The organism is Geodermatophilus sp. SYSU D00700 (genome assembly GCF_054050255.1).
Genome location: NZ_JBJGZA010000015.1, coordinates 45,892 through 60,339, shown reverse-complemented (window position 1 = coordinate 60,339; position 14,448 = coordinate 45,892). Strand labels below are relative to the sequence as shown.

The 14,448-nt window shown below is 75.0% G+C and carries 15 protein-coding genes; 13 read left to right on the top strand and 2 right to left on the bottom strand.

What is annotated here, in order from left to right:
* The first annotated feature begins 71 nt into the window (after nt 1–71).
* From ACI79V_RS13115 to pafA, 8 genes are all read left to right on the top strand, one after another.
* A complete protein-coding gene (locus tag ACI79V_RS13115) occupies nt 72–956 on the top strand; it encodes a septum formation family protein (RefSeq protein ID WP_456889896.1) in 885 nt (294 codons plus the stop codon).
* A 51-nt stretch (nt 957–1,007) separates the two neighbouring features.
* Entirely contained in the window at nt 1,008–2,513 is a 1,506-nt protein-coding gene (gene dop / locus ACI79V_RS13110) for a depupylase/deamidase Dop (protein WP_456889894.1), read from the top strand.
* Nucleotides 2,514–3,497, top strand: coding sequence for an acyl-CoA dehydrogenase family protein (locus ACI79V_RS13105; RefSeq protein WP_456889892.1), 984 nt, complete (start codon nt 2,514–2,516; stop codon nt 3,495–3,497).
* Nucleotides 3,498–3,569: 72 nt separating this feature from the next.
* On the top strand, nt 3,570–3,779 hold the full coding sequence (locus ACI79V_RS13100) for a ubiquitin-like protein Pup (protein ID WP_456889891.1): 210 nt from the start codon (nt 3,570–3,572) through the stop codon (nt 3,777–3,779).
* Nucleotides 3,780–4,083: 304 nt separating this feature from the next.
* Nucleotides 4,084–4,578 (top strand): endonuclease VII domain-containing protein, encoded by a 495-nt coding sequence (locus ACI79V_RS13095; protein WP_456889888.1) that lies wholly within the window; start codon nt 4,084–4,086, stop codon nt 4,576–4,578.
* A 275-nt stretch (nt 4,579–4,853) separates the two neighbouring features.
* Entirely contained in the window at nt 4,854–5,711 is an 858-nt protein-coding gene (gene prcB / locus ACI79V_RS13090) for a proteasome subunit beta (protein ID WP_456873270.1), read from the top strand.
* Between the two features lie 5 nt (nt 5,712–5,716).
* Nucleotides 5,717–6,643, top strand: a complete 927-nt coding sequence (gene prcA / locus ACI79V_RS13085; RefSeq protein ID WP_456889887.1) for a proteasome subunit alpha — start codon at nt 5,717–5,719, stop codon at nt 6,641–6,643.
* 56 nt (nt 6,644–6,699) lie between these two features.
* Nucleotides 6,700–8,058: a Pup--protein ligase gene (pafA, locus tag ACI79V_RS13080; RefSeq protein ID WP_456873268.1), complete on the top strand. Its 1,359-nt coding sequence runs from the start codon at nt 6,700–6,702 to the stop codon at nt 8,056–8,058.
* A 31-nt stretch (nt 8,059–8,089) separates the two neighbouring features.
* Here pafA and ACI79V_RS13075 read toward each other — a convergent pair whose 3' ends face one another.
* A complete protein-coding gene (locus ACI79V_RS13075) occupies nt 8,090–9,208 on the bottom strand; it encodes a DUF3866 family protein (RefSeq protein ID WP_456889885.1) in 1,119 nt (372 codons plus the stop codon).
* A 78-nt stretch (nt 9,209–9,286) separates the two neighbouring features.
* On the opposite strand from ACI79V_RS13075, the gene ACI79V_RS13070 reads away from it, so the two are divergent.
* The 5 genes from ACI79V_RS13070 to tatC all read left to right on the top strand — a co-directional run bounded on the left by ACI79V_RS13070 (nt 9,287) and on the right by tatC (nt 12,869).
* Complete coding sequence (locus ACI79V_RS13070) at nt 9,287–10,276, top strand: helix-turn-helix transcriptional regulator (RefSeq protein WP_456889883.1); 990 nt, start codon at nt 9,287–9,289, stop codon at nt 10,274–10,276.
* Nucleotides 10,273–11,253 carry a helix-turn-helix transcriptional regulator gene (locus tag ACI79V_RS13065; RefSeq protein WP_456889881.1) on the top strand — a complete coding sequence of 327 codons (981 nt, stop codon included), beginning with the start codon at nt 10,273–10,275 and terminating at the stop codon, nt 11,251–11,253. The genes ACI79V_RS13070 and ACI79V_RS13065 overlap by 4 nt, the downstream gene beginning before the upstream one ends.
* 10 nt (nt 11,254–11,263) lie before the next feature.
* Nucleotides 11,264–11,470, top strand: coding sequence for a hypothetical protein (locus tag ACI79V_RS13060; RefSeq protein ID WP_456889879.1), 207 nt, complete (start codon nt 11,264–11,266; stop codon nt 11,468–11,470).
* Between the two features lie 95 nt (nt 11,471–11,565).
* Nucleotides 11,566–11,892, top strand: coding sequence for a Sec-independent protein translocase subunit TatA (tatA, locus tag ACI79V_RS13055; RefSeq protein WP_456889877.1), 327 nt, complete (start codon nt 11,566–11,568; stop codon nt 11,890–11,892).
* Nucleotides 11,893–11,912: 20 nt separating this feature from the next.
* Nucleotides 11,913–12,869 carry a twin-arginine translocase subunit TatC gene (tatC, locus tag ACI79V_RS13050; RefSeq protein WP_456889875.1) on the top strand — a complete coding sequence of 319 codons (957 nt, stop codon included), beginning with the start codon at nt 11,913–11,915 and terminating at the stop codon, nt 12,867–12,869.
* Between the two features lie 65 nt (nt 12,870–12,934).
* Here tatC and ACI79V_RS13045 read toward each other — a convergent pair whose 3' ends face one another.
* Nucleotides 12,935–14,419, bottom strand: a complete 1,485-nt coding sequence (locus ACI79V_RS13045) for an FAD-dependent oxidoreductase (protein ID WP_456889872.1) — start codon at nt 14,417–14,419, stop codon at nt 12,935–12,937.
* Nucleotides 14,420–14,448 lie beyond the last annotated feature (29 nt).

The following is a 14,448-nucleotide window of genomic DNA, read 5'->3' as shown; positions in this document are numbered from 1 at the left end:
TACCTGGTTGCCCGCCGGGATGCCCGGGCCCGGTGGAGGGGCCAGGTCATCCCGGCGGGAAGGCCAGGAGCATGCGGCGTGCACACCGGTGCGGTGCGGGTGGGCTGCTCGCCGTGCTCCTGGTCACCGGGTGCGCCGACACCGTCCACGGCTCGGCCTCCTACGCCGCCCTCGAGGTGGCCAAGCCGACCGTGCCCCCCGCCGACCCCGGCTCGCTGGACCCCGCGCAGCCCCCGCTGGTGGGCACCTGCTGGACGATCGCCGAGGGCCAGGAGGGCACGCCGCTGGACCCACCCGACCGGGCCGACTGCTCGGGCTCCCACAACGCCGAGACGGCCGTGGTGGGGGAGAGCGGGCTGGCCGACGACGCCCCCCGCCCGACGCAGGCCGACCTCGACGACCCCGACAGCCCGATCAGCGGCGCCCTGGCCGACCTGTGCGACCTCGACGTCGTCCGCGAGTACCTGGGCGGGGACGCCCTCGACGACCCCTACGCCTGGTTCGCCCCCTACCTGCCCGACGCCGACCAGTGGGCCGCCGGCGCGCGCTGGATCCGCTGCGACGTCTTCCACGGCTACCTCGTGCCCGAGACCGCGCCCGGCGTGCTGGCCGGCGCGCTGCAGGGCGAGGACGCCGCCCGGCACCGCACGTGCTTCGTCGGGTCGGTGGCCGACTACACCGTGGTGCCGTGCTCGGAGCCGCACGAGGCCGAGCCGGTCGGCACCGAGGTCGCCGACCTGCCCGAGGGCGCGCCGCACCCGGACGAGGAGACCCGCCGGTCGGTCGTGGGCACCTGCACCGCGGTGGCCGAGGACTACGGCGGCGGCGCGGTGCCGGCCGGCTACGTCGTCGACGTCTGGACCGACACGCCCGCGGAGTGGCCGGAGTACCCCTACGGCCGGTGCGTCCTGGTCCCCGCGGGCGGCGGCCGGACGACGACGAGCGTGCGCGCCTGACCTGCCGCGGCGCCGCGGGGCGGCCCGCCGGCGGGGCCTAGTCTCGGTCGCATGAGCGTTCGGCGGGTGATGGGGACCGAGGTCGAGTACGGCATCTCGGTGCCCGGGCAGCCCACGGCCAACCCGACCACCCTCTCCAGCCAGGTGGTCAACGCCTGGGCGGTGGCCGACGCGCCGACCCGCCGCCGGCCGCGGTGGGACTTCGAGGAGGAGTCGCCGTTGCGCGACGCCCGCGGGTTCGACCTCTCCCCGGCCCAGGCCCTCGACCACAACGACCTCGAGGAGGACTCGGGGATGGCCAACGTCATCCTCACCAACGGCGCCCGGCTCTACGTCGACCACGCCCACCCCGAGTACTCCACGCCAGAGGTCACCAACCCCCGCGACGTCGTGCTGTGGGACAAGGCGGGGGAGCGGGTGATGGCCGAGGCCGCCCGCCGGGCCGCGCGCATCCCGGGCACCCAGCCGATCCAGCTGTACAAGAACAACACCGACGGCAAGGGCGCCAGCTACGGCGCGCACGAGAACTACCTGATGGACCGGCGGACGCCGTTCATCGAGATCATCCGCGGGCTGATCCCGTTCTTCGTCACCCGGCAGGTGTTCGCCGGCGCCGGCCGGGTCGGCATCGGCACCGAGGGCCGCACCCAGGGCTTCCAGATCTCCTCGCGCGCGGACTTCTTCGAGGTCGAGGTGGGCCTGGAGACCACCCTCAAGCGGCCGATCATCAACACCCGCGACGAGCCGCACGCCAACCCCGACGAGTACCGCCGGCTGCACGTGATCGTCGGCGACGCCAACCTCGCCGAGCTGGCGACCTACCTCAAGGTCGGGACGACGGCGCTCGTGCTGGCGATGATCGAGGCGCGGGCGCTGACCGAGGACCTCACCGTGGAGGAGCCGGTGGCCACGCTGCAGGCGGTCAGCCACGACCCCTCGCTGACCCGCCTGGTCCGGCTGCGCGACGGCCGTCGGATGACCGCCGTCGACGTCCAGCGCGCCTACCTCGACCAGGCCGCCCGCTTCGTCGAGCGCACCGGCGGGGCCGACGCGCAGACCGCCGACGTGCTCCGCCGCTGGGCCGAGGTCCTCGACGCCCTCGCCGACGACCCGCTGCGGCTGGCCGACCGGCTCGACTGGCCGGCCAAGCTGCGCCTGCTCGAGGGCTACCGGTCCCGCGACGGGCTGGGCTGGGGCGACTCCCGGCTGCAGCTGGTCGACCTGCAGTACTCCGACGTCCGGCCGGACAAGGGGCTCTACCACCGGCTGGTGGCCCGCGGCTCGATGCAGCGGCTGCTCACCGACGAGGAGGTGACCCGCGCGATGGTGACCCCGCCCAGCGACACCCGGGCGTTCTTCCGCGGCGAGTGCCTGCGGCGCTTCCCCGCGCAGGTGGCCGCGGCGTCGTGGGACTCGGTGGTCTTCGACCTCGGGCGGGAGAACCTGGTGCGGATCCCGACGATGGAGCCGCTCAAGGGCACCCGCGACCACGTGGGCGTGCTGTTCGAGTCGACGTCGAGCGCGCAGGAGCTGGTCGACACCATCACCGGCGGCTGAGTGACCGCCCCGGTCGAGGTCGCCCGCCGGCTGGCCGAGGAGCTGTTCGCGCCCGCGGCCGCCGCCGTCGACGCCGGTGGCGTCCTCCCGCGCGGGCACCTCGACGCCCTGGCCGGAGCCGGCCTGTACGGGCTGGTCGGCCCGCCCGCCGCCGGGGGAGGAGGCGCCGACGGCGCGACGCTCGCCGCGGTCGTCGAGGAGCTCGCGGCCGGCGACCTCGCGACCGCGTTCGTCTGGCTGCAGCACCACGGCGCCGTCGGCCGGCTGGCCGCCGCCGGGACGCACCCGGACCTGCTGGCCGACCTGTGCCGCGGCCGGCGGCGGGGCGGGATCGCGCTGCAGGCGGCCACCCGCCCGGACGCCGCGCCGGTCACCCTGCGGCGGGACGGCGGGGACCCGGTGCTCGACGGGGCCGTGCCGTGGGTGACCGGCTGGGGGCTGGTCGACGTGCTGCTCGTCGCCGCCCGCGACGGCGACGACGTGGCCTACGCGCTCGTCGACGCCGTCGAGGGGCCGACCCTGCAGGCGGTGCCGCAGTCGCTGGCGGCGGTGCAGGCCAGCGCGACCGTGGAGCTGCGGCTGACCGGTCACCGGGTGCCGGCCGGGCGGCTGCTGGGCACCACCCCGGTGGCCGAGGTGCGGGCGGCGGACGCGGCCGGGTTGCGGGTCAACGGCTCGCTGGCCCTCGGCCTGGTCCGCCGCTGCACGCGGCTGGTCGGTCCCTCGTCGCTGGACGCCGAGCTCGACGCCGTCCGGGCGCGGCTGGACGCCGCCGGTCCGGCGGACCTGCCTGCCGCCCGGGCCGAGGCCGCCGCCCTGGCCCACCGAGCCGCCGGCGCGCTGGCGGTCGCTGGCGGCAGCGGGGCGGCCCGCGCGGGCAGCGTCGCCGAGCGGACGGCGCGGGAGGCGGTGTTCCTGCTGGTGTTCGGCTCCCGGCCGGCCATCCGGGACGCGCTGCTCGAACGGTTGGGCGCCGCCCGTTGAGGGGGCTGGATGTCGGTACCTGCGGGTAGTTTCGGCGGGGACACGCACTCGGCGTGCACCAGGGGAGGGCACATGGCCACCAGGGACACCGGCGGGCAGCAGCGGACCACCCGCACCCGGGAGGAGACCGAGGAGGTCGAGGCGTCGGTCGACACCGAGGTCGCCGAGCGGCACAAGGAGATGTCCGAGGACGTCGACGCCATTCTCGATGAAATCGACGACGTCCTCGAGGAAAATGCGGAGGAATTCGTTCGCTCATATGTGCAAAAAGGGGGCCAGTGAAAGCCCATTACGGCTATCCGGAATAGCGGCTTGAATGGTCGCCTCGAAATGGTGTCCTGACTGCGGCACCGACCGTCCGGTCGACCAGTTCACCCGCGACAGGCGCCGAGCCGACGGCCTGGCGTTCTACTGCCGCGACCATGCGCGGGCGAGGTCCCAGGAATCTCGACGGCGGCAGCTCGGTGCGCCGAGCCGCCGCTTCCCAGTGGGTCGAGATGTGCCGTCGGGGTCCAAGTGGTGTCCGGACTGCGACACCGTCAAGCCCGTCTCGGACTTTCCCACGACCACTGCGAACCCCAGTGGCGTGTACACCTACTGCAAGCCCTGTCACAACATCCGCGGTAAGGCTTCCAAGGACAAGGCGGGCGGATCGCGGACCTATCACCTCAAGCGGCGCTACGGCATCACGGCCGAGGAAGCCGACGCGATGCTCGCCGCACAGGGCGGCATGTGTGCCATCTGCGAGGTGGAACCGGCGGTGCACGTCGACCACGACCACGCCACCGGCCGGGTGCGCCAGCTGCTCTGCTTCAACTGCAACGGCGACCTGGGTCAGTTCAAGGACGACCCCGTGGTGCTGCGGGCCGCCGCCGGGTACGTCGAGCGCCACCGCGCGGCGCAGGGCCGGACGGTCGACGAGCCGGTGCCTCGCCAGCGCGTGTCACGGGGGCAGCGACGGTCGCCCCGCCCTGGGGGCCTCGAGCTGCGTCGCCGCGGAGCCGGCTGTCCCACGCACCACCTGGTGCGCGCCCGGGTGGCGGCCTTGATCGCCTCCCTGGAGCGGCCGGCAGCCCGCTGAACCCGGCTCCGGTACGCAGGCGATCCCCTACGAGCACGAGGTCGGCGGGCGGTCGACCGTTATCCCCAACTTCCGCACACGACGGCGGCGGTGGCACGGGCACCGCGACGGACCCGGACCGTCCCCGGGCCGGACGGGGCACCGCCGCCGGCCGCCCGACCGGTCCGTGCCGCAGGTGGGCCGCCAGCAGCGCCGGTAGGGTCGGCGACGAGCCGCCGCGGGTCGCCCGCGGCACGTCGAGGAGCGACCCCGGGAGGGGCGGAGAGGTGGACGGGTTGACCCAGTCGCACACCGGCCGGAGCGGCTTCCCGCCCGCCTACCTGGACCGGGTGGGCTCCTCGTTCACCGACTTCCTCGCCGTCACCGCTCCCGACCTGCTGCCCGGCCGACGCCCCCTGCCCACCGTGAACGCCGGCGACCTCACCCCGCACGGCACCACGATCGTCGCCGTCACCTACGCCGACGGCGTGCTCATGGGCGGCGACCGCCGCGCCACCATGGGCAACCTGATCTCCAGCCGCGACATCGAGAAGGTCTACCCGGCCGACTCGTGGTCGGTCATCGGCATCGCCGGCGCCGCGGGCATCGCCATCGAGATGGTCCGGCTCTACCAGGTCGAGCTCGAGCACTACGAGAAGATCGAGGGGCTCACCCTGAGCCTCGACGGCAAGGCCAACCGGCTCGCCCAGATGATCCGCGGCAATCTCGGCGCCGCGCTGCAGGGCCTCGCCGTCGTCCCGCTGTTCGCGGGCTACGACCTCGACGCCGCCCCGGGCGCCATCCCGGGCCGGATCTTCAGCTACGACGTCACCGGCGGGAACTACGAGGAGCGCGGCTACGCCGCGGTCGGCTCGGGCTCGCTGTTCGCCAAGAACTCGCTGAAGAAGACCTGGCGGCAGGGTCTCGACGGCGACACCGCCACCCGCACCGTGGTCGAGGCGCTCTACGACGCCGCCGACGACGACTCCGCCACCGGCGGTCCCGACCCGGTGCGGCGGCTGTACCCGATCGTCTACCGCGTCGACGCCGAGGGTGCGGTGCGGCTGACCGACGCCGAGGTCGCCGAGGTCGCCGACACCATCGTCACCGAGCGGGCCGCCGCCGACCGCGAGAACGTCGACCGGGGGGCCTGACCGCCATGACCATGCCGTACTACGCCTCGCCCGAGCAGCTGATGCGGGACCGCTCGGAGTACGCCCGCAAGGGCATCTCGCGCGGCCGCAGCGTCGCCGTGCTCACCTACGCCGACGGCGTGCTGTTCATCGCCGAGAACCCCAGCTCCACGCTGCACAAGGTGGGCGAGATCTACGACCGGATCGGCTTCGCCGCCGTCGGCCGCTACAGCGAGTTCGAGAGCCTGCGGGTGGCGGGGGTGCGGCTGGCCGACGTCCGCGGCTACTCCTACAACCGGCGCGACGTCACCGGCCGGGTCATCGCCAACGCCTACGCGCAGACCCTCGGCGCGATCTTCACCGAGCAGATGAAGCCCTACGAGGTGGAGCTGTGCGTCGCCGAGGTCGGCACCGACCCCGAGGGCGACCAGCTCTACCGGCTGACCTTCGACGGCTCGGTCGTCGACGAGCCCGACTTCGTCGTCATGGGCGGGCAGGCCGAGGCCGTCTCCGGCCACCTGCGGGAGAACTTCCGGGCGGGCCTGCCGCTGGGGGAGGCGCTGATGGTCGGCGTCCGCGCGCTGTCGGCGGTCAGCCCGGCGATGTCGAGCGGCAACGGGCACGGCGAGCTGCTCGCCGCCACCCAGCTCGAGGTCGCCGTCCTCGACCGGCGGCGGCCCAAGCGGGCGTTCCGGCGGGTGGTGGGCGCCGCCCTGCGGTCGCTGCTGGGGGAGAAGGCGACCGGCGACGCCGCCACCGAGGGCGCCACCCACGCGCACACCCCCAGCGCGCCGCAGCCGGGCACCCCGGCCGGTCTCGGCGACCCCGCCGCGCCGGACACCGCGGGCGGCGCGGCCGGCACCGGGGAGGGCAGCGGCCCTCAGCAGGACCCGGCCGACGGCGAGGGCGGCGGCACCGACGGCGGTACCGGCAGCGGGTCCGGAGCGTCCTGACCGACGGGCCGCGGCGGGAAACGGCCGGAGTCGCATCCGGCGCCTAGGCTCGGTCCGTGGACCGACGGATCTTCGGCATCGAGACCGAGTACGGCGTCACGTGCACGTTCCGGGGACAGCGCCGGCTGTCGCCGGACGAGGTCGCGCGCTACCTGTTCCGCCGCGTGGTGTCGTGGGGGCGCAGCTCCAACGTGTTCCTCCGCAACGGGTCGCGGCTCTACCTCGACGTCGGCAGCCACCCCGAGTACGCCACCGCCGAGTGCGACGACCTCGTCGAGCTCGTGGTCCACGACAAGGCCGGTGAGCGGATCCTCGAGGGCCTGCTGGTCGACGCCGAGCAGCGGCTGGCCGAGGAGGGCGTGACCGGCGACATCTACCTGTTCAAGAACAACACCGACTCGGCCGGCAACAGCTACGGCTGCCACGAGAACTACTGCGTCGGCCGGCACGGGGAGTTCAGCCGGCTGGCCGACGTCCTCATCCCGTTCCTGGTCAGCCGGCAGCTGGTGGTGGGCGCGGGCAAGGTGCTGCAGACCCCCCGCGGGGCGATCTACTGCGTCAGCCAGCGCGCCGAGCACATCTGGGAGGGCGTGTCCTCGGCCACCACCCGCTCGCGGCCGATCATCAACACCCGCGACGAGCCGCACGCCGACGCCGAGCGCTACCGGCGGCTGCACGTCATCGTCGGCGACTCGAACATGAGCGAGACGACGACGCTGCTCAAGGTCACGATCACCGACCTGGTGCTGCGGATGGTCGAGGCCGGGGTGCCGATCAAGGACATGGCGCTGGAGAACCCGATCCGGGCCATCCGCGAGATCAGCCACGACACCACCGGCCGGCGCAAGGTCCGCCTGGCCAACGGCCGGGAGATGTCGGCGCTGGAGATCCAGGCGGAGTACCACTCGCGGGCGGCGGAGTTCGTCGACCGGGAGGGCTTCGGCCCGGTGCACCGGCAGATGCTCGAGCTGTGGGGGCGGGTGATCAAGGCCGTCGACACCGGCGACCTCTCGCTCATCGACCGCGAGATCGACTGGGCCATCAAGCTCTCGCTCATCGAGCGCTACCGCGCCAAGCGCGACCTGTCGCTGTCCTCGCCGCGGGTGGCGCAGATGGACCTCGCCTACCACGACATCTCCCGCACCCGCGGGCTGTACTACCTGCTCGAGCGGGCCGGCCAGGTGGAGCGGGTGGCGCACGAGCCGCGGGTGTTCGAGGCCAAGAACGTGCCGCCGCAGACCACCCGCGCCAAGCTGCGCGGGGAGTTCATCCGCCGGGCGCAGGAGAAGCGGCGCGACTTCACCGTCGACTGGGTGCACCTCAAGCTCAACGACCAGGCGCAGCGGACCGTGCTGTGCAAGGACCCGTTCAAGAGCGTCGACGAGCGGGTGGAGAAGCTCATCGCCAGCATGTGACCTGTGCACTTCCGCGGAAGTGCACAGGGGGTCAGGCGTCCTCGGGCAGCGGCACCCGCAGGGCGGCGTAGCGGCCGGCCGCGGCGGCGGCGAGGAAGTACGCGCGCTCCTCGGGCCAGCCGCGGCCCATCGTCGACAGCGTCACCGGGGACAGCTGCAGCGCCTCGTCGAGCCCGTCGACGTCGACCCACACGACCCGGTTGCGCTCGGGCTGCCCGGCCAGGTCCTCCTCGACCTGCTGCCCGAGCTCCGAGCCCAGCCCGCGCGGGGCCACCAGCGTCACCCCGGCCAGCGCCACCCGGCCGAAGGCGGTCAGCGAGTGGTGGGACACGCCGCGGTGGCGCGGGCGCGGGTCGGCGTCGGAGATCCGCAGGGCGCCGATCGGCTCCCCGCCGAGCACGCTGACGGCGTTGCACGCCTCGCCCGCGGCCACGCCGGAGAAGCCCCACGGGGTGCCGGTGCCCAGGTTCCCCGGGCCCTGGGTGACCACCGCGACGTCGGCGCCGAGCACGTGCCGGGCGGCGAGCAGGCCGGTGTGCAGGGTGACCGCCTCCAGGTCCCCGCCGAAGGCCTGCCCGACGGTGACCACCCCGGTCAGCGACGGCGCCAGGGTGTGCAGCGTGCGGGAGAACCCGGCGACCAGCGCGCCGCCGTCGGTCATGACGTAGGCGACCTTGAGGTCGGGGTCGGTGGCGAACACGCCGATGAGCGCGGCCGGCAGCGCCGAGTGCAGGTCGGCGACGACGACCGGCATGCCGCCGAGGTCCTCGGCCTCGGCGATCGCGGCGTGGTGCTCGGTGTCCTGCTCGTCGACGCCCTGCACGCTGACCTGCATCGGCGTGTACCGGGCCTTGACCAGGTGCCCGGGGCCGGCCGGGTCGGGCGGCAGCCGGTCGGGGACGGCGACGACGAGCGCGTAGCCGCCGGTGCCCAGCCGCTGCGCCCACGCGGTGGTGTTGAGCAGCACCTCGTCGCCGACCTCGGGGACGCCGACCAGCGACGGGTGCGCCAGCGACCGCACCTCGCCGTCGCCGGGCACCTCCACGGTCAGCTCCACCGCGTCGCGCCAGCTGCGCCCGGTCGCGGTCACCCGCCCGCGTCGCCAGCGGATGCGCTGCCCGTTGCCCTGCACCGTCGTCTCGTCCCCCACGCGGACACGCTAACCAGCGTGCCGGGCGGGCGCGGACCGGACCGGGTGCGACCGGCGCGGTCTGACTAGCCTGGGCCCGTGTCGGCGAAGCGGGCGGAGCGGCTGGTCAACCTGGTCATCGCGCTGCTGGGCACCCGCCAGTACGTGACCGCGGCGCGGATCCGCGCGATCGTGCCCGGCTACGAGCCCGACGACGGCACCGCCCGAGCCGACGAGGCGTTCAAGCGGATGTTCGAGCGGGACAAGGCCGACCTGCGCGAGATGGGCGTGCCGCTGGAGACCGGCCGCACCAGCGTCTTCGACACCGAGGACGGCTACCGCATCGCCCGCGCCGACTACGAGCTGCCCGAGATCACCCTGACCGGCGAGGAGGCCGCCGCCGTCGGTCTGGCGCTGCGGCTGTGGGAGTCCGCCCAGCTCGCCGGCGCGGCGCACAGCGCGCTGGTGAAGCTGCGCGCCGCCGGCCTCGACGTCGACCCCGGGCGGACGCTGCCCATCCAGCCGCGGCTGGACTCCGACGAGCCGGCCTTCGAGCCCTGCTACGCCGCCGCCCGCGACCGCCGCGAGCTGCACTTCGACTACCGCCGTCCCGACGAGGACACCCCCGCCCGCCGCCGGGTGCAGCCGTGGGGCGTGGTGGCCTGGCACGGCCGCTGGTACCTCGTCGGCCTCGACCTCGACCGGCAGGCCCCCCGGGTGTTCCGGCTCTCCCGGGTGGTCGGCACGCCGAAGGCGAGCGGCCCGGACAACGCCTTCGAGCCGCCGGCCGACCTCGACCTCGCCGCCCTGGTCGCCCGGCAGTCCGACCGCTCCGGCGGGGGTGGGGAGCACCTGGTGGTCGTCCGCGCCCGGCCGGGCACCGCGGTCGGGCTGCGCCGCTGGGCGCAGCCGCTGGGTGCCGGGGACGACGGCGAGGACCGGCTGCAGCTGCGCACCACCGAGCCGGGGCGGCTGGCCGACCAGCTGGCCTCCTTCGGCCCGGACGTGGTGGTCGAGGCGCCGGCGGAGGTACGGGCGGCGGTCGTCGAGCGGCTGACCCGGCTGGCCGCGATGGGGGACCGGCCGTGAGCAGCCCGGCGACCAACGAGCGGATGACCCGGCTGCTGTCGCTGGTGCCCTACCTGACCGCGCGGCCGGAGGGGGTGCCGCTGGCGGAGGTGGCCCGCGACTTCGGCGTCCCCGAGCGGCAGCTGCGCCGGGACCTGGAGCTGCTGTGGATGTGCGGCCTGCCCGGCTACGGCCCCGGTGACCTCATCGACCTGTCCTTCGAGGGCGACCGGGTGCGGGTCACCTTCACCGCCGGCATGGTGCGGCCGCTGCGGCTGACCACCGACGAGGCGGTGGCCCTGGTGGTCGCGCTGCGCACCCTGCTGGAGCTGCCCGGGCTGGCCGAGCAGGACGCGGTCGGCCGGGCGCTGGCGAAGGTGTCGGCCGCCGCCGGGCACGCCGCCGAGCGGGTCACCCCGGTGGCGCTGTCGGTCGACGCCCGCGAGCAGGCGCTCGCCGTCGTCCGGGAGGGGCTCGAGCGGGGGCGGGCGCTGCACCTGCACTACTACGTGCCCACCCGCGACGAGCGCACCGAGCGCACCGTCGACCCGATGCGGCTGCACCTGGTCGACGGCCGCTGGTACCTGGAGGCGTGGTCGCGGGAGGTCGCCGGCGTGCGGCTGTTCCGGCTGGACCGCATCGACGAGGTCCGGGTGCTCGACGAGCCGGCCGCCCCCCCGCCGCAGGCCGCGCCCCGTGACATCGCCGCCGGGGTGTACCAGCCCGCCCCCGACGCGCCAGTGGTGCGGCTGCGGCTGGCCCGCACCGCCCGCTGGGTGGCCGAGTACTACCCGGTGGAGGACGTCCGCGAGGTCACCGACCCGCCCGGCGGGCTGGCCGTCGCGCTGCGCACCGCCGACCTGGCCTGGGCCCGCCGGCTGGTGGCCTCCCTGGGCGGCGCGGCCACCGTCGACGAGCCCGCCGAGCTGGCCGCGGCGGTGGCGGCCGACGCCCGCGCCGCGCTGGCCCGCTACGGGGTCGAGGGCGCCGCGTCCTAGGGTCGTCGTCGTGCTGTGGGTCGTGTGGATCGCCGTCGTCGTGCTGTCCCTGGTCGTGCTCGGCGTGCTCGTGCACGGCCTGCTCGGCGCCGGCCGGCGGCTGGCCCGCGAGCTGGAGGGCGCCGAGCAGGACGTGCGGCCCTTCCTCGAGCAGGCGCAGGCCACCGCGGCCCGGGCGGCGGCGCTGCAGGACCAACGCCGCACCAGCGACGGCTGAACGGCTGCTGAACGCCCGTCCCCGGCCCGTCCGGCACGCCGGGGACGGGCACCGCGCGGCGTAGCATCGCCTCGTCCACTCGACCTGGAGGACGCATGAACCTCGGCCCGCTGGAGATCGGCCTGATCATCCTGGCCGTCCTGCTGCTGTTCGGCTACAAGAAGCTGCCCGACGCCTCGCGCTCGCTGGGCCGCTCGCTGCGCATCTTCAAGGGCGAGATGAAGGGCATGAAGGACGACGACACCCGCGCCCCGGCGGGTGCACCGGCGGCCGCCGCGGTGGTGCCGCCGGCCCCGGCCCAGCTCGACGCCGCCGACCGTGACCGGCGGGCGCAGCTGGAGGCCGAGGCGGCCGCGGCCGAGGCGCGCGCGGCCGAGCTGCGGGCGCGCGCCGCGCGCCCCGGCGTCGCCGACCCCCGCTGAGCACACCCGGGAGCAGGGACGTGAGCGGGTCCTCCGCGCGGCTGCCGCGCCGCCGGCGCCGGCGACCGCCCCGGGACCCCGAGGCGACGATGTCCCTCGTCGCCCACCTCACCGAGCTCCGCAACCGCATCGCCAAGGCGCTGCTGGCGCTGGCGCTGGGCACCGTCGTCGGGTTCCTCTGGTACGACCACGGGCTGCTGACCTTCCTCAGCGCGCCCTACTGCTCGCTGCCGGCCGAGCTGCGCTTCCAGGGCGACGAGAACTGCCGCCTGGTCGTGCTCGACGTGTTCGGCGGCGTGCTGCTGCGCCTGAAGATCGGCCTGATCGCCGGGGCCGTGCTGTCCTCGCCGTTCTGGCTGTGGCAGCTGTGGGCGTTCATCACCCCGGGCCTCAAGCGCAACGAGAAGCGCTACGCGGTCACCTTCGTCGCCGCCTCCACGCTGCTGTTCGCCCTCGGCGCGGTGCTGGCCTACGTGACCCTCTACAAGGGGCTGGAGCTGCTGCTCGGGCTCGCCGGTGACGAGGTGGCCTTCCAGCTGACCGCGCCGGACTACCTGGGCTTCGTGATCAGCCTGCTGGTGGCCTTCGGGCTGAGCTTCGAGCTGCCGCTGATCGCGATCGCGCTGAACCTGGTCGGCGTCCTGTCGCACGCGGCACTGGCGAAGAGCCGGCGCTGGATCTTCTTCCTGACCATCGTGTTCGCCGCGTTCGTCACCCCGACGCAGGACCCGTTCACCATGCTGGCCATGGCGCTGCCGATGGTGGTGCTGTTCGAGCTGGCCATCCAGGTCGCCCGGGTCGTGGACAAGCGGCGGGCCAAGCGCGACGCGCTCGAGCACTTCCACGGCCTGTCCGACGACGAGGCCTCCCCGCTCGACGCCCGCCCCTCCCGGCTGGACGCGACCCCGACCTCGCAGGCGGAGCTCGCGGCCGACGACGCCGCGCCGGCCGACCGGCCGGGCGCCCGCTCCCGCTGAGGACAGACCGCTCGTGCGGCCGGTCCGCCGCGGGATCAGCGGGCCGGCCGCTCCGCCTGCGGGGATCAGCGGGGGAGGGCGGGGTCCGGCGGCACCGCGGCCAGCGCCTCGACCAGCAGGCGGCGCGGTGGGCCGACCGGCGCTCCCGGCGGCGGGCCGGCCGGGCGCTCGATGGCGGCCTCCCGCGGCAGGCCCGAGCCCAACACGCCGCTGTCGCCGGCGGTGACCGGACTGTCGCGCCGGTGCTCGGCCCGGGGCGCCGGCCGTCCGGGCAGCCAGCCCTGGGCCAGCATCTCGGCGACCCGGGGGCGCACTGCGGTCAGGGCGGCAGGCGGGTCGACCATGTGCATGTGCCGCAGCACGGCCCGACCCACGACGGGATCGGCGCCGGCGGCGGCCAGCACGAGCAGGTGGGGAACCGGCTGCTGCCCGGCCGGCGGGCCGGTCATCGGCGGGCGGCCGTCGCGCACGTTGCGCCAGGCCTGAGCCCGTGCCACGTCGGTCATCCGGGCGTCGTCGAACCACGCGCGCAGCTCGCCGTCGACCCAGGAGTCGACCTCCGACCGCCACGCGCCGGCGTCGTCCGGGGCGGCGGCCACGGCGCTGACCAGCCGCAGCGCGTGCGTCACCGCCAGCGACAGACCCCGGCCGAAGTGCGGATTGGTGGTGCACACGACGTCGGCGAGGGGAACCAGTCCCAGCGGGGCGGTGTCGTCGAGGGTGCGGAAGATGCTGCGCAGGCCACTCATGACCATGACCGGAGAGACGGCCTCGGCCCGCGCGGGCTCGGTCCACTCCGCGGCCAGGGGCACCACCTGCGTTGCCGCGTCGAAGACGGCCTGCCCCCGCAGCGGCGCCAGCTCCGGGTCGTCCGGCAGGCGGGTGAAGCACACGGAGAACGTGCCGGCGTCGTGGGGGAACACCAGCAGCGCGTAGCCGTCGCCCTCGGCCACCGAGATCACGTTCCGGTTCACCGTGCCGAACCCGGCACCGGGCCTCAGCCGGTAGCGGCGGGAGACGTACACCTCGTCGGCTGGCGCGTCGACCACCTCGCGCAACCAGGGACGGGAGAGCCGTCCCCGCCGGCCGGTGGCGTCGACGACGAGCTCGCCGGGCAGCAGGGAGCCGTCGGCGAGACGGACCCCGCACGCCCGGCCGCGGTCGACGGCGACCTCGCGGACGGCGGCGTCGACCCGCTGCACTCCCGGCTCGGCCTCCACCGCGGCGCGCAGCACCCACTCGAGCGTGCTGCGCCGGCACCACAGGGCGGTCAGGCTGTCGGGCAGGTCCACCGGGCAGGCGCCGCGTGCCATCAGCGCCGCGAGGACGTCGGGCAGCGCGGCCGCCAGCTCTCCATACAGCCGGGCCAGGAAGGCGTGCGGCTGGTGGAACTGCGCGACGCCGCGCCGCTCCCATGCCTCCACGCCCGCCACGTCCCCGGGTGGCGGGGTGGTGTCCCGGTCGACGAGCCCGACCCGGTGCCCCTGACGGGCGAAGGCGAGAGCCGCCGTGAGCCCGGCGATGCCGGCACCGGCGATGACGACCTGCATGACTCCTCCTGGGATAGGCGGCAGGAACT

Excerpts from the sequence above, each read along its gene's own strand:
- ACI79V_RS13115 (WP_456889896.1), top strand. The coding sequence starts at position 72 with ATGCGGCGTGCACACCGGTGCGGTGCGGGTGGGCTGCTCGCCGTGCTC.
- dop (WP_456889894.1), top strand. The coding sequence starts at position 1,008 with ATGAGCGTTCGGCGGGTGATGGGGACCGAGGTCGAGTACGGCATCTCG.
- ACI79V_RS13100 (WP_456889891.1), top strand. The coding sequence starts at position 3,570 with ATGGCCACCAGGGACACCGGCGGGCAGCAGCGGACCACCCGCACCCGG.
- prcA (WP_456889887.1), top strand. The coding sequence starts at position 5,717 with ATGACCATGCCGTACTACGCCTCGCCCGAGCAGCTGATGCGGGACCGC.
- tatA (WP_456889877.1), top strand. The coding sequence starts at position 11,566 with ATGAACCTCGGCCCGCTGGAGATCGGCCTGATCATCCTGGCCGTCCTG.
- ACI79V_RS13045 (WP_456889872.1), bottom strand. The coding sequence starts at position 14,419 with ATGCAGGTCGTCATCGCCGGTGCCGGCATCGCCGGGCTCACGGCGGCT.